We start from the raw sequence: 16,809 nt of genomic DNA on the forward strand, positions 1-16,809 counted from the left end.
AGCGTCTACGCGACGATGATGTCGTCGCCGAGACCGGATTCGTCTGTTTCGTCCTCGCGTTCACTCTCTGTCTCCTTAGCGCCTTCGTTCCGGGCGTTCGCCGCTGCCTGCTCCACTTCCGCCTGTCCCGCTTCGGGGCGCGGGTCGTCGTGGTCGGGTGCCAGTAACTCCTCGGGCGACGGCGACTCCGGTTCCGTCTCGTGCCTCGCACGCGGGTCGGCCTCGAGTTCGGCTTCGAGGACGCGAACGCGCTCTTTGGTCTCGACCAGTTCCTCCGTCAGGCCGCGAACGGTCGATTCGAGTTCGGCTACGGTGGCCTCGAGTTCCTCCACCCTGTTCTTCGGCATATCATGTATTCCTGGTGTCTGGAACCATAAACCTGTGTCAGACACGTACCTTTCAACTGACAAGTGTTGGTAGAGGAACAGGTTCCGGGTCGCGGTCGCGACACCACGTCAGGTCGGCGTTCGGAGGCGACGACCGATGGAACGAGACGACGGACGGGACTCAGTCGAGGGCGGCGAGGCGGTTCAGCGCGTAGACGGTCCGGAGCAACTCGGCGGACTTCCCGCGGTCGAAGACGAGTTCGTCCGTCGAGAGCACGTGGTCCAGCACGTCCGAGGAGGCGTGGTCGGGGGCGGCGGCGATGCCTGCGTCGTGCTCCTCGGCCCAGCGCATCACGCGCAGGTCGCTCTTCGAGTCCCCCATCACAACCGCGAACGGGTCGTCGACGCCGAGCACGTCGAGTGCCGCCTCGACGCCGGCGACCTTGTCCAGTTCGAGACTGGTGATCTCGGCTGCGTCGGCCTCGTAGTACGCCACGTCGATGCGCTCGAAGGCGGCGGCGAGTTCGTCGGGGAGGTCGTCGATGTCGACGTTCGTGAACCCGCCCTCACGTTCGAGGACGCCGCGTATCTCGGGGTCGGACCGGGCGTAGTACTCGCGTGCCCAGTCCTCGGCGGCGTCCTCGTCCACGTCGCCGTCGGCGGCGCGGGCGACGGCAGACCCCAGCAGGTCCAGCTGGTAGACCAGCGCGCGGTCGATTATCTCGCGTGCCTTCGAACTGCCCGTCTCGTAGTTGGGTTTGAGCGTGACGTTGAACTCGTTCCCCTGGAGGTGACAGCCGTGGCGGACCGCCTCCGGGGCCTCAGTCAGCGCCCTGGCGCGCACGCCGTCGAACACCTCGCGCACGAACTCGTCGAGGTCCTCGTACAGCAGGCGCTTGGTGTCGGCCCCGTGTCCGGGGGTGAAGACGCCGTTGCCGGACTCGTAGACGATGCTCAGGTCGCCGGAGTGGACCACCTCGCTCCCGAGTCCCTGTATCATGAACCCCTTGACGTTCTCCAGCGTCTGGCCGGTGCAGATGACGATGGGGACGCCGTCCTCGTGGAACTCCGTGAGGACGTGGAGCGTCTCCCGGGGGATCTCGTTGTCCGTCTTCCCGGCCGACCGCAGCGTCTCGTCGACGTCGAGGACGAGTACGTTGACCGCCCGGTCGTAACTGGAGTAGAGGTCGAGGGCGGTGAAGGCCTGGTCGCGGTTGGCGTGGGCTGCCACCTCGGCGAACGTCTCGCCGGCGACGAACGCGTCGCGTATCTCGGTCTTCCGGGCCTCCAGTTCGTCGCTCGCGCTCTGCCAGTGTTCCAGGGCGACGCGGGAGTCGACGGCCGGGAACACGTCGACGAACTCCTGGTAGTCGCGTAACGTCTCGGTGTCGAAGTCGTCGTACAGCCGGTATAGCAGGTCGTATCGTTCCATGGCGGTGTATGGGCAGGTAGGGTGAAAACGGTGGATGGTCGGTGGTCCGGGACGTGGTCGTCGTGGTTCGGGTGGTGGGCGTCCTCGAATCGTGGCACAGGTGTCGGCCATCCACCGCGGGATAATCCTTTACTCGAAACAGAATAAATCTTTTGTCACCCGGGGGCCATCGCCTACACATGAACGCAGTCGCAGTGCGTCGAGGCGAGACCGAACCGGTGGTCGTCGAGAAGCCCAGACCCGAACCGGAACCCGGGGAAGCGCTGGTACGGACGCTCAGGGTGGGAATCGACGGGACCGACCACGAGGTCATCGAGGGGAGCCACGGCGGCTTTCCCGACGGCGAAGACCACCTCGTCCTCGGCCACGAGGCCGTCGGGGTCGTCGAGGACCCCAACGGGACCGAGTTCGAGGTCGGCGACGTCGTCGTCCCGACGGTCCGACGCCCACCGTCTCACGGCACCAACGAGTACTTCGAGCGCGGCGAACCCGACATGGCGCCCGACGGCGAGTACGTCGAACGCGGCATCGTCGGCGCACACGGGTTCATGAGCGAGTACTTCACCAGTCCGGCGGCGTGTCTCGTCCCGCTCCCGCGCGACCTGGCGCCCCTGGGCTTTCTCGTCGAACCCATCAGTATCTCCGAGAAGGCGTTCGAACACGCCTTCGCTGCCCGGTCGGCGTTCGAGTGGACGCCCGAGTCGGCGATGGTCCTCGGCAACGGCAGTCTCGGTCTGCTCACGCTCGCGATGCTCGACGTGAGCGACCGGTTCGGCCGCCTCTACTGTCTGGGACGGCGCGACCGCCCCGACCCGAGCATCGACGTCATCGAATCGCTGGGGGCGACCTACGTGGACTCCCGGGAGACGCCCGTCTCGAGCGTCGCCGAGGTCCACGAACCCGTGGACTTCGTCTACGAGGCGACGGGCTACGCGAAGCACGCTTTCGAGACCATCGAGGCGCTCGCCCCCAACGGCGTCGGCGCCCTGCTCGGCGTCCCGACCGACTGGTCGTTCGAGGTCGCGGGCGGCCGCCTCCACCGCGAGTTCGTCCTCCACAACAAGGCGCTGGTCGGGAGCGTCAACTCGAACGTCGGGCACTTCGAGGCCGCCGTCGACCGCCTGCGGGCCCTCCCGGACTCGTTCGTCGACGACCTGGTCACCGGCGTCTACGGCCTCGAGGACCTCGACGCCGCCTTTGCGGACGACGACAGCACTATAAAAACAGCAGTCGAACTGGGGCGCATATGAAGAACGTCGACGACCTCATCGAAAGCGCCGCAGAGCTAGCCGAGCGCGGCCACTCCAAGGGCGAGATCGCGGACGAACTCAACGTCTCCCGCGAGACCGCCTCCTGGCTGGTCGAACGCGCCGGCACGCCGACCACCACCGCCGACCAGGCCGCGGGCGCCGGCGGGCCCCAGGACATCCACGTCGACTGGTCGACCGTCGGGCGCGACAGTTCGCGCCTGCAGAGCATCACCAGCGCGATGGCCGACCTCCTCGCAAAGCAGGGCGAGGACGTCGACCTCACCATCGGAATCGAAAAAGCCGGCGCCCCCATCGCCACCCACGTTGCCAGCGACCTCGACACCGACCTCGCCAGCTACGCGCCGCGAAAGCACCAGTGGGACGAGGGCGAACTCGACACCGACATCGGCGGGTCGTTCTCGCGGAACTTCGCACAGATACGCGACCGCGACTGCTACGTCGTCGACGACACCATCACCTCGGGGACGACGATGACCGAGACCATCGAGGCCGTCCGCGACGAGGGCGGGAACCCCGTCGCCGCCTGCGTCCTCGTCGACAAGCAGGGCGTCGACGAACTGGAGGGCGTGCCCATCTATTCTCTGTTCCAGGTCATCACCGTCGGGAGCGACGACTGAGTCGACGGTCTCCTCAGATTCGAATCCGACTCGCGAGGTCGTCGAGCGCCTCCCGCCCGTACGCTTCGGGCCCGAGGTCGGGGAGTACCTGCACGTCCATCCCGGGGAACGTCTCGCGTATCTCGGCGAGGTGGCGCTCGTGGCTCTCCTCGCGCGCCCGACAGCGCTCGCAGTCCGGGTCTGCAGACTCCAGCACCCGGTTGACCACGAGCGTCTCGACCGGCACCTCGAACGCCCGCAGGCGCTCGACCAGTCGCTTCGTCTCCTCGATGGCCAGCGTCTCCGGCAGGAGTACGACCCGGAACTCCGTCTGGTCGGGGTCCCGGAGGACGGCGGCGACCGTCTCCATCTGCTCGCGGACGGTCGTGAGTTCGTCGTCCGCTTCACCACGGCCCCAGAATGCGGCGGGGCCGAACATCACGCTCCGCGCCGTGTCGACCAGGTGTCGGACCTCGCCCCGGACCTTCATCGCCGTCGACAGCGACTCGCCGAGCACGTCGGGGAGCGTCAGCAACCGGAGCGTGTGACCGGTCGGCGCCGTGTCGAACACCACCCGGTCCCAGCGGTCCTCCTCACCGTCGTCGAGGAGGTACGCGAGCGACGACATCTCGTCGCTCCCCGGGACGAACCCCACGTCGAACAGTCGCTCGACGTCCTCGTCGGAGAGGTCGATGCCGGACCGGCGGAACTCGGCCGCCAGCGCCTTCACGACGCTTTCGTAGGCCTCCTGTCCCTGCTCGGGGTCGGCCTCGACGGCCCAGAGGTTCTCCGCGACCTGGACGGGGTCGCCGCCGAGTTCGACGCCGAGCGCGTCGCCCAGCGAGTGTGCGGGGTCCGTCGAGACGACCAGCGTCCGGTCGCCCCGTCTCGCGAGTTCCAGGCCCGTCGCCGCCGCACAGGACGTCTTGCCGACGCCGCCCTTGCCGCCGTAGAGAACGAACTTCCGCATGCCACCCAGTACGGCGGTTGGACACAAGTATCTGGATTGCCGTGTCGATTCGTCGTGGCGACCCGGCCCGGGACGCCCCGGGTCGGCCGACGCAACTTCTTTCCGCGCCCCTCGCGTACTCACGGCCATGACGTTCGACCCGAACCAGGGCCTCCCGCAGGAGGATGTCGACGAGCGCGTCCGTACGGCCATCGAGGAGAACGAGGTCGTCCTCTTCATGAAGGGGACCGAGATGATGCCACAGTGTGGCTACTCCGACCGTGCGCTCGGGTTAATCTCACAGTACCGCGACGACTACGAGACGGTGGACGTCCTCCAGTCGCTCGACGAGTACCGCGACGCCCTCTCCGAGTTCTCCGGCTGGGAGACCATCCCACAGACGTTCGTCGACGGCGAGTTCGTCGGCGGAAGCGACGTGCTCGCCGAACTCGACGAGCGGGGCGAACTCGCAGACACCCTCGCCGTGTGACCCGAACGGCGTTTAACCCCTCGCGAGGCCGAAATAAACAGCAGGTCATTTAAGCGCAACGCTCCTAGTAGGAACCGAGCGATTGGCCAGAAGTCGGCGTCGTTACACTCCCCTTTCACAATGTCAGCAGAAAAACCCGGTCAGGTATTCCGGCTCCACTCGACACTCGAACTCCCGCTGGAAGACGTACGAGAGTTCCTGTCGAACGATCCGGACCTGCCAGACGGAATCGAATCGGTCGACATCACCCGGCGAAACAACACGCTCATTCTCAAGGCCATCTCGGCCGACAAGACGGTGAGTAAATACACGCCTACCGCACAGTTGAAAGCCAGCGTTACCGAGAATCGCGTGTACGAAGAGGACCCCGACGAACACCGCGGCGGCCCCCGATGGGGCGAGGAGGAAGAGGAGGAGGAGATTCCCTCCGAACTCGTCGAGTTCGCCGCGTTCAAGGGCGACCGCGAGACGGTCCTGCAGAACTCCCTGTTGCAGTACGAGATGTTCCTCGTCCTCTGTGCCATCGCGCGGCAGGCCGAGAAGGGTACCCTGACCGCGATCACGGCCCACGAGGACCAGCTCACCGCCACGCGCATCGTCGACGGTGAAGACCGCCCGGCGACCATCGAGGTCGTCGAGGGACGGTCGGAGAGCCAGGCCGCCAACAGCGGCGTGAACTGGCGAGACAACAAGTTCATCAGCTAACGCAGGTACATCGCTGGTACGTACCATCCGCGGTTACTGGAACTGCTGACCCGCCAGAGGCCAGGGTCTTCCGCTTTCGCTATCCGGTAGTCGCAGCAACGTCACCGAGGAGTGGCCCGTCCCGTCGAATCGCCGTACAGAACCGGGGCGACACGAACGCTCGACGTTCGACCGCAGGACGGCACGGGAGACCCGGATGGGTTTGCGGCCACCGACGATCATCTCCGTGAGTGACGTCCGTCTTTCTCACTCGTCCAGCCATCCAGGACTCTGAGCTTTTCGTCGGTCGCACAGGGGCACTCGATATACCGGCCACCGCACTTCGGGCAGACTTCGTTGGGACAGCCAGGATGATGGAAGTGCTCCGGCATCACGTTGCACCGGTCACACGGTGCGACCGGCTGGCTCTCGAACGGTTGGAACTCCTCTTCCTCGCCGTAGGCGACCGGCTCACGTACCCCGCCGTCTGCGAAGCGGATCGTGCGGTCCTCCCGACAGCCGTACGAGTGCTGGCGACTCCGGAGGCAGACCGGGCACTCCGGTGGCCCGCTGAACTCCGGGCCGTCAAACACGTTCGAACACCTCTCTACTCTGGGCCGGTGGTCGCCTTGACGCCGCGACTCGGTGCGACGACATCGTCACTCACCACCGTCTGCCGTGGCGACGCGAAGGACTTTTTCCGTGTCACTGACCCTCTCCGCTGGCAGGTAGACGCGGGCCGAGTCACTGGTCGTTCCGGCTTCCTCCTCCCGTACAACGTGTCCCCGAATCCCGTCCCTGTCAGGCGCTCTCTCCTTCCCACCGGCGTCGTCGACGGCTGGCATAGTTGTCACCATATGGTCGATGTACGTAAACTTCCCGTCGGTAAAAATACAGTCCGGTGGTCGAGCAGGCGGGCGGAGGCTCCGACCGCCCGGAGCCACCTCGTCGCATCCACAATCCCTTTCCACGTCACACGCCTCGTCTCGGATACGATGTCCCAGGAAGAACTCACATCGGATAGCGTCCCCACCGCCGACGGAATGCCGACGTTCGGCCTCGGGACCTGGCAGAACGACGACCCCGAGCAGTGCACGCGGAGCGTCGCCACGGCCCTCGAGATGGGGTACCGGCACGTCGACACGGCACAGGCCTACGGCAACGAGGAGGCCGTGGGCGACGGCATCGCCCGGGCCGACGTCGACCGCGAGGACGTGTTCCTCGCGACGAAGGTGTGGACGAGCAACCTCGCCTACGACGACGTGAAGGCGAGCACCGAACGGAGCCTGGAGAAACTCGGCGTCGACTACCTAGACCTGCTGTACGTCCACTGGCCGGCCGGCGAGTACGACCCGGCCGAGACGCTCGCCGCGTTCGACGAATTGGCCGACGGCGGGACGATTCGGAACGTCGGCGTCTCCAACTTCCAGCCCGAACACGTCGACGAGGCCATCGAGACGCTCGACGCCCCCGTCTTCGCGAACCAGGTCGAGTGTCACCCGCTGCTCCCGCAGGACGAACTCCGAGCCCACTGCGAGGACGTCGGCGTGAACGTCGTGGCCTACTCGCCGCTCGCCCGGGGGAAGGTGTTCGACGTGCCCGAGATACGGTCGGTGGCCGAGAAGCATGGCGTCAGCGAGGCACAGGTCAGCCTGGCGTGGCTTCGCGAGAAGGGCATCACCGTCATCCCGAAGGCGACCAGCGAGGCACACATCCGCGACAACTGGGAGTCGCTCGCGCTAGACCTCGACGACGAGGACGTCGCTGCCATCGACGGCATCGAGGAGCGAGGCCGGCAGGTAGACCCCAGTTTCGCGCCCTGGTAACGTCGGCGTACCTCACAGCGCGGGCGGCGTCGGCCGACCCGGTCGACGACCCGAAAAGTAAAATCGGGTGGGTACAATCAGTTGCGTATGACGGGGTTCGTCGGAGCGGTCCGGGTCGACCTGAATCGACTGCACGAGACCTGGATGGAGCTACTGTTCCCCCGCCAGCGAAACGCCAACCAGTCCGTCCTCGGGAAGTGGAAACCGAAGACGACCGTCGGTCGAATCGCCTACAGTGGCTGGGGTGCGGTCGGTGCCCTCGTCGTCGCAGTTCTGTACCCGTTCGCGCTGGCCGGCGTCGTCGCGCGGTACAACACCTACCGACTGGACGACCTCTCGTCGGCACTCGGCGTCGTCGGGACCGTCGTCCTCGTCGCCCTGCTCTGGGGCGCGCTCTCGCTGGTCGCCCGCTTCCTCGCCGGGTTCTCGGTCTCTGGCTTCATCGCCGTACTCGTCGCCGCTGCGGTGGCGACGCTGTCCGCCGCACTCGCGGTCGGGTTCTCGCGCGTCGGCGGTCGAGCGACGTCGGTCCTGCTCGCGTACCCCCTCGCGACGACGGCCGTGTTCCTCCCGCCGGTCGTCGCCGCGTTCTACTCGCCCGCACTGGGCGAACTCGTCTTCGCCGAGAGCGAGTCCCTGGCCATCTGGTTCCTCGACACCATCTTCGCGGTCGGCGGCATCAACGAGTACCTCCGGACCGAGTACGACCTCAGGGGTGTGGGCTACATCGTGCTCTGGCTTGGCGTCTCGGTCCCGCTCGGGTGGGCGCTCGGCGTGCTGATACTGCTCGCGGACCTCGCCCGGCCGACGGAGTAGGCGGTCGCGGGTCGACCGTCTGGCTGGCCGACTCCACATCGATTATCTTGTTCCGGTACCGAGGGCGACGTATGGACTTCGACCAGACGAAGACGGCGGTCGCGTTTCTCGCTCTCGTCGCCGTCGGCACCGTGGCGCTCGTGTTCGCACCGATGATGGCCACCGAGACCGTCCTGACGATGGTCACCCCGTCGATGCTCGTGTTCGGCCTCGTCTGCCTGCTCATCGGCGTGAAACACGGCGAGTTCCGGGCGACGCACTGACGACGGTCCCTGGCCGGGCCGAGGCGAAAGGGCTACTGTCCGGGCGGGTGACGCTCCGGCCATGACCGACCTCGCCGACACGGCCAGGGGCGCCGTCGACCCGACCGCCGTCGGGCGCCTGTTCGCAGCGCTCGCCGGACTGCTCGGACTCGTCTTCGTGGCGAGTCCGGTGTACCTGCTCGATGGCCTCGCCGCCGAGACCGACCTCTCGACAGTCGTCGCGTTCATCCAGGCGCTCGCAGTCGCGTACGGGCTCTGTCTCGTCGGTATCGGCTGGCTCGGCTTCGAGGGACAGCGACCGCTCGCCACGATAGCCCCGGTACTCCTCGGCCTCGCGTTGCTCGTCGTCGGCCCCGTGCTCGGGTTCCCGTTCGGCCTGTTCAACTGGGCCGGACTCGTCCTCGCCTCGGTGTTCGCCGGCGGGATTCCCGCGATGTGGATGCTCTACGAGGCGCGCTGAGGCGACTCAGTGGTCGTCCTCTCGCCACTTGTGCTCGCAGGCCGTACAGATGAAAAAGCGCGTCTCCGACTCGTCGGCGGACCGGATCTGCTGGAGGTACCAGTACGCCTCGTCGTTGCCGCAGTTGGGACAGTGGGTCTCGGTCGTCGGCAGTCCCTTGTTCTCGGCGTCGGAGACGTCGACGATCTCGCTCTCCTCCTGGGACTGGGTCGTGACCATCGCCTGTTCGGCCTTCGCGTCGCGGGGCTTCGTGAACCCGCAACTCCCACAGACCCACTTCCCGTCCTCCGTTTTCATCATCGAACCGCATTCGTCACAGAACTCCATCGTATCCTCCAAGTCGCCGGTGAAGCGACTTAAGCAACCCGCTTCGCCGGGTCCGGCGTCGCCCCGCCGCCGGGTGACTACGTCCCCTCGACGAGACGGCGCAACTGCGCCGGCGGCACCGCACCCCTGGCCTGGTGGCCGTCGTAGAAGAAGGTCGGGACGCCCGAGACGCCCGCACGTCTGCTGGCCTCGAACGCCTCGTCGAGGGCCCGTCGGGGTGCGTCCCCGGAGAGCGCCGACCGGGCTGTCTCCGCGTCGACGCCCACGGCCTCCGCGACGTCGACGAGGACGGACTCGGACCCGATGTCCCGGCCCTCGACCCACAGCGCCTCGAAGACGGATTCGTCGAACGCGAGCCACGTCTCGTACGGGCGCTCGGCCTGCAGGTACCTGGAGACCAGCTGGGCGTTCAGGGAGTCGACGTCGGTGGCCACGTCGAGGGTCATCTCCACGTCGTACCTCTCCTGGAGTCGCCTGACGCCCTGCCTGGCGCGCTCGTAGTACGCCTCGTCCTTCCCGTCGGCGATGCGCCTGTCGAGTTCGCCGTCGGGGCCGCGCTGGCCGCCACGGAGGTCGAAGGGACGCCAGTCGATGCGAAGCGGTTCGTCGCGCGTCTCCTGGTAGCGCGACAGCGCGTGCCGCCCGAGGTAACAGAACGGACAGACGTAGTCGGAGTAGACGGTGACGGTGTCGTGCTGGGTCATGCTCTCGCTTCGTCGCCATCACACAAAAGCAGGACGCCGCCGGCAGTCGGGGACGTGGCTGGTGTGGACAGGTGAACCGACCCGGCCGTCACCCGGGACAGCCCATCTCAGGGGTCCCGACCTCCCGCCGGGTTCCCCGCCGTCGGAACGAGTTCGTCGAGTTCCGCCAGCAGGTCGCCAGGGCTGTGGAAGGCGTCGCTGTCGGTCTCGGAGATTAGCGCGCCGAGGTTCACCTCGCCGTCGGGGAGGACGAGCGTGGTGTCGGCGAGGTCCACGGCTGCGTCGACCCGGAGAACCGGGTAGTTCAGGTCCTCCAGTTCGTCGTCGACGTGGACGTACTCGACCTCCCTTGGCATATGGTCACATTCGATGCCCCTGCTCTTGAGCGTGGTGCCGTCGGGCGCCCCAGACAGAACGCCCAAATACTGCCTGGCCGTAGCCGCGACCGATGACCCTCTCGGAGCAGGCTCGCGAGCGACTGGCCGACATCGTCGAACTCCAGCCGACGAAGAACGCAGAGCTCCAGCAGCGATGGGGGATGGACAGCGGAAGCGAGGTCCACGCGTACCTCGAATCGGAACTCAAGGACTACTACTTCCGCGACGACAACAGCCTCATCCGCGCGACCGAGGAGGCGGCCGAACTCGTCGACGTCGAACCCGGCGTCACCGGCGGCGAGGAACCGGGTGCGGCGCCGAGTGCAGTCAACGTTCCGGGCCTGCAGGCCGCGATACTCGACCTCCTGGCCGGCCCGGAGGACCCGGGCCAGAGCGTCGTGAGCGTCCTCCAGAGCCTCCGCGCGGAGACCGACTACGACCCGGACGTCGACGAGGTGCGCGAGGCGCTACAGAGCCTCCGGCGCAAGAGCGTCGTCGAGGTGGTCTACACGACCGTCCCGACGTTCCGCCTCGCGGTCCCGCGCGACGAGTTCGAGGTCACGCGCAGCGACTGATGGCGACGAGGACCGACCGATGACCGTCGTCTGCTGTGGCGTCGGCGCGGACACGACCAACGTCGCGATGCGAGATACTCGCGTCCCCCGCGTCGAGGACGACGGGCGGTTCGAGTACGTCCCGATTCCGGAGAAGACGCGCGAGACCGACGAGCGCCGCCCCTACGGCGACCGGCCGCTCCGGTACGGCGACGGGACGATGGCCGACGTCATCGCCTCGCTGGTCCCCGACCCGGGTGGCGACGCCGGGGCGGTGACCGACCCCGGGGCCATCGCGTCGTACCCGCCGCACCACGACCCGAACTTCGAGGCGTTGACCTACGGCGAGCACCGCCCTGGCTACGTCGCCAGACTGGCCGACCTCGACCCGGGCGACGCCGTCGCCTTCTACGCCGGACTGGAGGACGGCGACGGCCGGCTACATCGATACCTCGTCGGGTGGTTCCGCGTCGACCGCCTGACCGTCGTCGAACCGGACGATGACGCGGCGACGAAGCGCGCGAAACTCGCGCGCCACCCCGAGAACGCCCACACCAAGCGCGCCGTCGACGGGGTGCCCTACCGGGACGACCGGCGACTCGTCCTGCTCGACGGCGACGAGGGCGGCCTGTTCGACCGCGTCGGACGACCGATGAGCACCTTCTCGGCGTTCGACGGCGACCGGCGCGCCTACTTCCTCGACGACGAGTTCGTCAGGCGGTTCTCGGTCGTGCGACCGGCACACGACCCCGACTCGGACCGCCGTGCCGACAAGGCTGGCGTCACCCGGAAACCCGCCGTCGTCTGTGACCTCGACGCGGAGCAGTTCCGACGGCGCGCCGCCGAGTGGTGACGGTCACTCCTCGCCGTCGGGTACCCCCGGCCGTCGGCGTCGCCGCCGCGCCGCGAGCAGGCGCTTCGTCGCGGCGCCTGGACCGCCTTCGATCGGCCACCCCTTCGTCCGCCACCCCGGCGGTTCGGGTTCGAAGTCGGGACACCCGCCCGAGCACTCGCCGGCGGTCTGGCACCGTCCCTTCGAGTCGCACCACGGGAGCAACGCACCGTCCTCACGGAGTTCGAAGTGTCGGCAGTCGGGGCGCATCGTATCGACGTAGGAGCGCCACCCGCGCTCGTAGGCGCGCTCGGCGATCTCGAGGCGCTTCCCGCGCTTCCACTCGACGTCGGCGTACTCGAACTGGGCCGCCGAGGCGTCGAAGTCGCCGCCGTCGGGCCGGTCGAGGATGCGCGTTCCCGGTTCGTCGACGGACAGGCCCCGGGCGTGCCAGGTGACCGCGCCGGAGTCGCCGTCGGCGTCGACCGTGAGGATGCCGGCCTGCACGGGCACGTCCTCCAGCAGAACTGGTTCGACCGGCGCTCCCGTCTCGCCGGTGGCGACCCAGACCTCGTCGGCGAGGGCGAGGGCGACGTCGTACGCCACCTGCTCGGCCAGCGCGTCGGCGGCGCTCGCGTCGAGGTCGGGTTTGTTCTCGACGGCGACGACGCGGCGAAGCCAGTCCGGGTAGGCCCACTTGCGCCTGAGTTCGATGCGGTTCCCCCGCTTTCGCGTCTCGACGACACCACGGTCCGAAGCGCGGTGGACCGCCTCGCGGACGTAGCGCCAGGGATAGCCGGGATGCGGCAGGGCGTCGCGGTAGTAGTCCCACGACTCGGGTGCGTTCCGGACGACGTGGAGGAGGTCCGAGTCGAGCGCGTCGGCCCCGAACAGCGCGCGCTGGCGCAGTCCCTCGGGGTCGCACTCGAGGACGACGGTGTCCCAGCGACGGCGTCGCGTCCCGAGCTGGCGGGCGACGAGGACGGCCGAGTCGTCACGCGCAGGGGTCCAGTGGCGCTCGACCCATCGACAGACGCGCAACTCGAAGGCGAACTCGGTGTCCTCGCCGGGGAGCATGGTCGGTCCTGCGTGACCGGGGCCGATTACGTTTCTGGTTGCACCGACCGGCGAGTCGCCCCGTCGGTCGCCGGCGTCGACCCCGACAGACCGTGGAGTGAAACTGTAGCGACAGGTTACCGGTGCCGACGCTCCGGGCATTCGACCGCGCCGAGCACCCGACCGCGTTCCGTCGCAGTCGGACGCCGATAACCGGTATCTACGGGTGGGTATGGACCGTCGTCGCCGTCGCTGGGAGATACGTTGGGAGAGACGAATTGTGAGACGGCTCGCGGGGCCGGTGGCGACGGTACGTCGCCGGACGACGACTGCTTACGCGTCGTCGGTCGCTTCGAGTTCGTCGAGGAACTCGTGGGCGTCTTCGAGGATGTCGCGGGGACCGTCCTGCGTGACGGTGTTCACTGCCTGTTCGTAGTCGCGCCACTGGAGGTCGCGGTGCTCGGTCGAGAGCTCCGCACTCGCCTCGTATGACTTGGCGATGAACAGGTGCACCGTCTTGTGGATGGTGTCCCCGCCCGCCTCGAAGACGTAGTCGTATTCTTTTCTGAATCCGTCGATGAGACGGAAGTCGTGGATGCCTGCTTCCTCTTTCACTTCTCTGATGGCCGTCTGTTGGAGTTCTTCGTCTCCCTCGACGCCGCCCTTCGGGAACTCCCAGTCACCCGGGCGGCTCTTAAGCAGAAGGTACTCGCGCCGGCCCCGCGTGTCGCGAAAGAGGATGGCACCTGCGCTTGTAGCTTCGACTGCCATTACCCTCTTGTAAATCATCACCAGTTAAGAGAATATCGGACCGTTGGAGCCAGCGGTTGCGACGTATCTCAATGCCTTTTTCACCTTCACGCACCATCAGAGTGATATCAGACCATGAGCTTCGTCACACGCCTGACGCTCCAGAGCGGGGACAGAGCGGCTCTCGACGGTGTCGTCGAGGACATCCGCGAGCGCGTCTCTCGCAAGGGTGCAGAGATGAAGGGGCCACACTCCGCACCGCCGGAGCAGTTGCACGTCCCGAGGTACAAACGACCGGCCACCGAGGGGGACGCGGCCTTCGGGACGTGGAACTACACCGTCTACCGCCGGGAACTCGAGATCGTCGGTCACGACGACCTCGCACGCGACGTCACCGCCGGGTCGCCGTTCCCCGACTCGGTCCACGTCGCCGTCGAGGTCGAACAGGTGCGGTCGATGGGCAGTTCCTGACTCGTCTCGACGCAGTCTCTTCTCTCCGGACCCGAGGCCCGAAGTCTTGCCAGGTTAAGTGGTCGCGGCCCATCCGGTCGAACATGGTAGATTACGACCGACTGGTCGACTTGCGTCGCGAGTTCCACCGCCATCCCGAACCTGCCTGGCGCGAGTTCTGGACGACGGCCCGCGTCGTCGACGAACTCGAACGCATGGGGGTGGACGAACTCCACGTCGGCCCGGAGGCACTCGCCGCCGACGAGCGCATGGCCGTCCCGTCCGAGGACGAACTCGGCAGGTGGTTCGAACGCGCGCGCGAGGCCGGTGCCGACCCGGAGACGCTGGACCGTCTCGACGGCGGCTACACCGGCGCACTCGCCGTCGTCGACTGCGGACCGGGACCGACCGTCGGCCTGCGCGTCGACATCGACGGCCTCCCGATACGGGAGTCCGACGAGGAGACCCACCACCCGGCAGCGACGGGCTTTCGCTCCGAGAACGAGGGGTACATGCACGCCTGCGGGCACGACGGTCACGCCACGCTCGGCCTCGGGACCATCGAGGCGGTGCGAGAGAGCGACTTCTCCGGCACGTTGAAGGTGTTCTTCCAGCCCGCCGAGGAGGTGGTCGGCGGCGGGAAGGCGATGGCGACCTCGGGACACCTCGACGACGTGGACTACCTCTTCGCCGTCCACCTGGGCCTCGACCACCCGACCGGCGAGGTGGTCTGTGGCATCGACGAGTTCCTCGCCGTGAAGCACCTCGACGTGACGTTCACGGGCGAACCGGCCCACGCCGGCGCGAAACCCGAGGAGGGCGCGAACGCGGTCCAGGCGCTGGCGACGGCGGTCCAGAACCTCTACGGCATCCCGCGACACTCCGACGGCGCGACCCGGGTCAACGCCGGGCGACTCGAGGCGGGGACCGCAGCGAACATCGTCCCCGAGCACGCGGAGATGGAGTGCGAGGTCCGGGGCGAAACGACCGACCTCAAGGACTACATGGACGAGCGCGCCCGGCAGGTCATCGGGTCCGCGGCCCGGATGCACGGCTGTGAGTCGAGCGTCGAGGTCGGTGGCGAGGCACCGAGCGCGAGTAGCGACCAGGACCTCGTCGACGCGGTGGGCGACGCGGCGAGCGAACACCCCGACGTCGAGCGCACCGTCGAACGCGACGCGCTCGGCGGGAGCGAGGACGCGACGTACCTGATGGAGGCGGTTCGGGACCGCGGCGGACTCGCCACGTACGTCTGCATCGGTACCGACCACCCCGGAGGGCACCACACCGGCACCTTCGACGTGGACGAGGCCAGCCTCCCCATCGGCGTCGACGTGCTGGCGTCGGCCATCCAGTCGGTCGCGGCGGACCGTCCCTGACCCGCGTATCGACCGTCGTCGCTACCCGCGGGAGCCAGTCGAAATGCTTATTTAACGTTGAGTGGCATATCGAAATTATGGCAGACTCACCCGTTCGAACAGTGGGCGTCTCGTTCGCGGCCATCGTCGGTCTCATCACGGCCAGCACGTTCGTCCTCACGGGTCTCGCCGTCGGCGTCTACGAGTTCGAACTGAGCATCGCGGTCGTCTCGAGGTTCGGCAAGTGGCCAGCCGCCAGCGCCTTCTTCGGCGTCGGGTTCGTCATGCTGCTCGTCACCGCCTGCGTCTACCAGCTCTACCGCTGGTCCCGGCGTCCCGCACTCGTCCTGCACGTGTTGTCGGCCGCCGGGTTCGGCTACATGCTCGCGACCGTCGGCCTCGAGATAATCCCCCTGGTGCTGTTCGCCTCGAACGTCATCGCGACCTTCGGGTTGTTCAACGCGGGGCCGGTCTTCGAGCACACCCGGACCGACACGTCGGACATGCACGCGACCGACATCGGCACCGGACTGCGGTGACGACTCTCGACGACCCCAGATAGTTTGTAGGCGGGAGTGTATCGTCTCAACACGTGACCTCTATCGCCGAATTTTCGCTCCCACCCGGCGAGTTCGCCCTCGGGGCCGTCTTCGAGTCGTACCCGGACACGCGGGTAGAACTCGACCGCGTCGTCCCGACCGCGACCACGGTGATTCCCTACTTCTGGGTCTGGAACGACGACGTGGAGATGCGGACCATCGCGGCGGTCTTCGAGTCGCTCCCCGAGTTGCGCTCGGTGACGCTGATGGAGGACATGGGCGAGCGAGGGCTGTTCCGGGCCGAGTGGGAACCGGAGTTCGTCGGCATCATGAAGGCTATCGCACGGACCAGTCCGACGGTCGTCTCCGCGAGCGGGTCGGCCGACGGGTGGACGTTCCAGCTCCGCGCCGAGGACGTGGACTCGTTCTCCGAGTTCAAGCAGTACTGCGACGACTACGAGATACCCGTGACGCTCACCCGTCTCGGCGCTCTCACCGGGCCGAGTACCGGACCGGAGTACGACCTCACCGACGACCAGCGAGAGGCCCTGGTCCTGGCGTTCCTCGAAGGGTACTACGACGACCCGCGCGAGACCGACCTCGAGGCGCTGGCGTCGCAACTCGGAATCAGCAGACAGGCGTTCGCGGGTCGGCTTCGACGCGGGTACCGGAACATCGTCGGGAGCATCCTCGTCCACGCCCCACGGGACGACGGGGACGGCTAGCACCGTATTTCAAAAGGTTTCGTA

Annotated in this window: 24 protein-coding genes; 14 read left to right on the plus strand and 10 right to left on the minus strand. The window is 67.4% G+C overall.

Annotated features, from left to right (window positions below; translation table 11 throughout):
* Positions 1-5 precede the first annotated feature (5 nt).
* A complete protein-coding gene (locus ACSC1W_RS02825) occupies positions 6-347 on the minus strand; it encodes a DUF7518 family protein (RefSeq protein ID WP_435345230.1) in 342 nt (113 codons plus the stop codon).
* Positions 348-507: 160 nt separating this feature from the next.
* A complete protein-coding gene (locus tag ACSC1W_RS02830; RefSeq protein ID WP_435345232.1) occupies positions 508-1,758 on the minus strand; it encodes an HAD family hydrolase in 1,251 nt (416 codons plus the stop codon).
* Positions 1,759-1,937: 179 nt separating this feature from the next.
* On the opposite strand from ACSC1W_RS02830, the gene ACSC1W_RS02835 reads away from it, so the two are divergent.
* A complete protein-coding gene (locus ACSC1W_RS02835) occupies positions 1,938-3,008 on the plus strand; it encodes a glucose 1-dehydrogenase (protein WP_435345234.1) in 1,071 nt (356 codons plus the stop codon).
* Complete coding sequence (gene gfcR, locus ACSC1W_RS02840; protein ID WP_435345236.1) at positions 3,005-3,646, plus strand: transcriptional regulator GfcR; 642 nt, start codon at positions 3,005-3,007, stop codon at positions 3,644-3,646. The genes ACSC1W_RS02835 and gfcR overlap by 4 nt, the downstream gene beginning before the upstream one ends.
* A 13-nt stretch (positions 3,647-3,659) precedes the next feature.
* On the opposite strand, the gene ACSC1W_RS02845 is transcribed toward gfcR, so the two are convergent.
* A complete protein-coding gene (locus tag ACSC1W_RS02845; RefSeq protein ID WP_435345238.1) occupies positions 3,660-4,595 on the minus strand; it encodes an ArsA family ATPase in 936 nt (311 codons plus the stop codon).
* Positions 4,596-4,722: 127 nt separating this feature from the next.
* On the opposite strand from ACSC1W_RS02845, the gene ACSC1W_RS02850 reads away from it, so the two are divergent.
* Together ACSC1W_RS02850 and ACSC1W_RS02855 are read left to right on the plus strand one after the other, a co-directional pair.
* Positions 4,723-5,064 carry a glutaredoxin family protein gene (locus ACSC1W_RS02850; protein ID WP_435345240.1) on the plus strand — a complete coding sequence of 114 codons (342 nt, stop codon included), beginning with the start codon at positions 4,723-4,725 and terminating at the stop codon, positions 5,062-5,064.
* 120 nt (positions 5,065-5,184) lie between these two features.
* Entirely contained in the window at positions 5,185-5,769 is a 585-nt protein-coding gene (locus ACSC1W_RS02855; protein ID WP_435345241.1) for a DUF7110 family protein, read from the plus strand.
* A 218-nt stretch (positions 5,770-5,987) separates the two neighbouring features.
* Here ACSC1W_RS02855 and ACSC1W_RS02860 read toward each other — a convergent pair whose 3' ends face one another.
* Positions 5,988-6,341, minus strand: a complete 354-nt coding sequence (locus ACSC1W_RS02860) for a hypothetical protein (protein ID WP_435345243.1) — start codon at positions 6,339-6,341, stop codon at positions 5,988-5,990.
* 66 nt (positions 6,342-6,407) lie between these two features.
* Positions 6,408-6,593, minus strand: a complete 186-nt coding sequence (locus ACSC1W_RS02865; RefSeq protein ID WP_435345245.1) for a hypothetical protein — start codon at positions 6,591-6,593, stop codon at positions 6,408-6,410.
* 150 nt (positions 6,594-6,743) lie between these two features.
* On the opposite strand from ACSC1W_RS02865, the gene ACSC1W_RS02870 reads away from it, so the two are divergent.
* From ACSC1W_RS02870 to ACSC1W_RS02885, 4 genes are all read left to right on the plus strand, one after another.
* Complete coding sequence (locus tag ACSC1W_RS02870) at positions 6,744-7,574, plus strand: aldo/keto reductase (RefSeq protein ID WP_435345247.1); 831 nt, start codon at positions 6,744-6,746, stop codon at positions 7,572-7,574.
* 87 nt (positions 7,575-7,661) lie between these two features.
* Positions 7,662-8,390, plus strand: a complete 729-nt coding sequence (locus ACSC1W_RS02875) for a hypothetical protein (protein ID WP_435345249.1) — start codon at positions 7,662-7,664, stop codon at positions 8,388-8,390.
* 71 nt (positions 8,391-8,461) lie between these two features.
* Complete coding sequence (locus ACSC1W_RS02880; protein ID WP_435345251.1) at positions 8,462-8,653, plus strand: DUF7333 family protein; 192 nt, start codon at positions 8,462-8,464, stop codon at positions 8,651-8,653.
* Between the two features lie 61 nt (positions 8,654-8,714).
* Complete coding sequence (locus ACSC1W_RS02885) at positions 8,715-9,113, plus strand: hypothetical protein (protein ID WP_435345253.1); 399 nt, start codon at positions 8,715-8,717, stop codon at positions 9,111-9,113.
* 6 nt (positions 9,114-9,119) lie between these two features.
* On the opposite strand, the gene ACSC1W_RS02890 is transcribed toward ACSC1W_RS02885, so the two are convergent.
* The 3 genes from ACSC1W_RS02890 to ACSC1W_RS02900 form a co-directional block, all read right to left on the minus strand.
* Positions 9,120-9,440 carry a transcription factor S gene (locus ACSC1W_RS02890; RefSeq protein ID WP_435345255.1) on the minus strand — a complete coding sequence of 107 codons (321 nt, stop codon included), beginning with the start codon at positions 9,438-9,440 and terminating at the stop codon, positions 9,120-9,122.
* Between the two features lie 77 nt (positions 9,441-9,517).
* Positions 9,518-10,144: a DsbA family oxidoreductase gene (locus ACSC1W_RS02895; protein WP_435345257.1), complete on the minus strand. Its 627-nt coding sequence runs from the start codon at positions 10,142-10,144 to the stop codon at positions 9,518-9,520.
* 107 nt (positions 10,145-10,251) lie between these two features.
* A complete protein-coding gene (locus ACSC1W_RS02900; protein ID WP_435345260.1) occupies positions 10,252-10,500 on the minus strand; it encodes a DUF5789 family protein in 249 nt (82 codons plus the stop codon).
* Between the two features lie 92 nt (positions 10,501-10,592).
* Here ACSC1W_RS02900 and ACSC1W_RS02905 point away from each other — a divergent pair, with 92 nt between their 5' ends.
* Both ACSC1W_RS02905 and ACSC1W_RS02910 read left to right on the plus strand, forming a co-directional pair.
* Positions 10,593-11,096, plus strand: coding sequence for a DUF5797 family protein (locus ACSC1W_RS02905; protein WP_435345262.1), 504 nt, complete (start codon positions 10,593-10,595; stop codon positions 11,094-11,096).
* A 19-nt stretch (positions 11,097-11,115) separates the two neighbouring features.
* A complete protein-coding gene (locus tag ACSC1W_RS02910) occupies positions 11,116-11,928 on the plus strand; it encodes an Nmad3 family putative nucleotide modification protein (protein ID WP_435345264.1) in 813 nt (270 codons plus the stop codon).
* Between the two features lie 3 nt (positions 11,929-11,931).
* Here the strand turns inward: ACSC1W_RS02910 and ACSC1W_RS02915 are convergent, their stop codons facing one another.
* A complete protein-coding gene (locus ACSC1W_RS02915) occupies positions 11,932-12,984 on the minus strand; it encodes a DUF5787 family protein (protein ID WP_435345266.1) in 1,053 nt (350 codons plus the stop codon).
* 312 nt (positions 12,985-13,296) lie between these two features.
* Positions 13,297-13,734: a bis(5'-nucleosyl)-tetraphosphatase gene (locus ACSC1W_RS02920; protein ID WP_435345268.1), complete on the minus strand. Its 438-nt coding sequence runs from the start codon at positions 13,732-13,734 to the stop codon at positions 13,297-13,299.
* Positions 13,735-13,848: 114 nt separating this feature from the next.
* Here ACSC1W_RS02920 and ACSC1W_RS02925 point away from each other — a divergent pair, with 114 nt between their 5' ends.
* The 4 genes from ACSC1W_RS02925 to ACSC1W_RS02940 all read left to right on the plus strand — a co-directional run bounded on the left by ACSC1W_RS02925 (position 13,849) and on the right by ACSC1W_RS02940 (position 16,785).
* Positions 13,849-14,184, plus strand: a complete 336-nt coding sequence (locus ACSC1W_RS02925) for a 30S ribosomal protein S10 (RefSeq protein WP_435345270.1) — start codon at positions 13,849-13,851, stop codon at positions 14,182-14,184.
* 83 nt (positions 14,185-14,267) lie between these two features.
* The gene (locus ACSC1W_RS02930; RefSeq protein ID WP_435345272.1) at positions 14,268-15,542 is read left to right on the plus strand and encodes an amidohydrolase; all 1,275 of its coding nucleotides are present in this window, start codon (positions 14,268-14,270) and stop codon (positions 15,540-15,542) included.
* 77 nt (positions 15,543-15,619) lie between these two features.
* Entirely contained in the window at positions 15,620-16,060 is a 441-nt protein-coding gene (locus ACSC1W_RS02935; protein WP_435345274.1) for a hypothetical protein, read from the plus strand.
* A 53-nt stretch (positions 16,061-16,113) separates the two neighbouring features.
* Positions 16,114-16,785 carry a helix-turn-helix domain-containing protein gene (locus ACSC1W_RS02940; protein WP_435345275.1) on the plus strand — a complete coding sequence of 224 codons (672 nt, stop codon included), beginning with the start codon at positions 16,114-16,116 and terminating at the stop codon, positions 16,783-16,785.
* The last annotated feature ends 24 nt before the right edge of the window (positions 16,786-16,809 follow it).

This window comes from Haloarchaeobius marinus (assembly GCF_051207415.1).
GTDB lineage: Archaea > Halobacteriota > Halobacteria > Halobacteriales > Natrialbaceae > Haloarchaeobius.

Excerpts from the sequence above, each read along its gene's own strand:
- ACSC1W_RS02825 (WP_435345230.1), bottom strand. The coding sequence starts at position 347 with ATGCCGAAGAACAGGGTGGAGGAACTCGAGGCCACCGTAGCCGAACTC.
- ACSC1W_RS02830 (WP_435345232.1), bottom strand. The coding sequence starts at position 1,758 with ATGGAACGATACGACCTGCTATACCGGCTGTACGACGACTTCGACACC.
- ACSC1W_RS02835 (WP_435345234.1), top strand. The coding sequence starts at position 1,938 with ATGAACGCAGTCGCAGTGCGTCGAGGCGAGACCGAACCGGTGGTCGTC.
- gfcR (WP_435345236.1), top strand. The coding sequence starts at position 3,005 with ATGAAGAACGTCGACGACCTCATCGAAAGCGCCGCAGAGCTAGCCGAG.
- ACSC1W_RS02845 (WP_435345238.1), bottom strand. The coding sequence starts at position 4,595 with ATGCGGAAGTTCGTTCTCTACGGCGGCAAGGGCGGCGTCGGCAAGACG.
- ACSC1W_RS02850 (WP_435345240.1), top strand. The coding sequence starts at position 4,723 with ATGACGTTCGACCCGAACCAGGGCCTCCCGCAGGAGGATGTCGACGAG.
- ACSC1W_RS02855 (WP_435345241.1), top strand. The coding sequence starts at position 5,185 with ATGTCAGCAGAAAAACCCGGTCAGGTATTCCGGCTCCACTCGACACTC.
- ACSC1W_RS02865 (WP_435345245.1), bottom strand. The coding sequence starts at position 6,593 with ATGCCAGCCGTCGACGACGCCGGTGGGAAGGAGAGAGCGCCTGACAGG.
- ACSC1W_RS02870 (WP_435345247.1), top strand. The coding sequence starts at position 6,744 with ATGTCCCAGGAAGAACTCACATCGGATAGCGTCCCCACCGCCGACGGA.
- ACSC1W_RS02875 (WP_435345249.1), top strand. The coding sequence starts at position 7,662 with ATGACGGGGTTCGTCGGAGCGGTCCGGGTCGACCTGAATCGACTGCAC.
- ACSC1W_RS02880 (WP_435345251.1), top strand. The coding sequence starts at position 8,462 with ATGGACTTCGACCAGACGAAGACGGCGGTCGCGTTTCTCGCTCTCGTC.
- ACSC1W_RS02885 (WP_435345253.1), top strand. The coding sequence starts at position 8,715 with ATGACCGACCTCGCCGACACGGCCAGGGGCGCCGTCGACCCGACCGCC.
- ACSC1W_RS02890 (WP_435345255.1), bottom strand. The coding sequence starts at position 9,440 with ATGGAGTTCTGTGACGAATGCGGTTCGATGATGAAAACGGAGGACGGG.
- ACSC1W_RS02895 (WP_435345257.1), bottom strand. The coding sequence starts at position 10,144 with ATGACCCAGCACGACACCGTCACCGTCTACTCCGACTACGTCTGTCCG.
- ACSC1W_RS02900 (WP_435345260.1), bottom strand. The coding sequence starts at position 10,500 with ATGCCAAGGGAGGTCGAGTACGTCCACGTCGACGACGAACTGGAGGAC.
- ACSC1W_RS02905 (WP_435345262.1), top strand. The coding sequence starts at position 10,593 with ATGACCCTCTCGGAGCAGGCTCGCGAGCGACTGGCCGACATCGTCGAA.
- ACSC1W_RS02910 (WP_435345264.1), top strand. The coding sequence starts at position 11,116 with ATGACCGTCGTCTGCTGTGGCGTCGGCGCGGACACGACCAACGTCGCG.
- ACSC1W_RS02915 (WP_435345266.1), bottom strand. The coding sequence starts at position 12,984 with ATGCTCCCCGGCGAGGACACCGAGTTCGCCTTCGAGTTGCGCGTCTGT.
- ACSC1W_RS02920 (WP_435345268.1), bottom strand. The coding sequence starts at position 13,734 with ATGGCAGTCGAAGCTACAAGCGCAGGTGCCATCCTCTTTCGCGACACG.
- ACSC1W_RS02925 (WP_435345270.1), top strand. The coding sequence starts at position 13,849 with ATGAGCTTCGTCACACGCCTGACGCTCCAGAGCGGGGACAGAGCGGCT.
- ACSC1W_RS02930 (WP_435345272.1), top strand. The coding sequence starts at position 14,268 with ATGGTAGATTACGACCGACTGGTCGACTTGCGTCGCGAGTTCCACCGC.
- ACSC1W_RS02935 (WP_435345274.1), top strand. The coding sequence starts at position 15,620 with ATGGCAGACTCACCCGTTCGAACAGTGGGCGTCTCGTTCGCGGCCATC.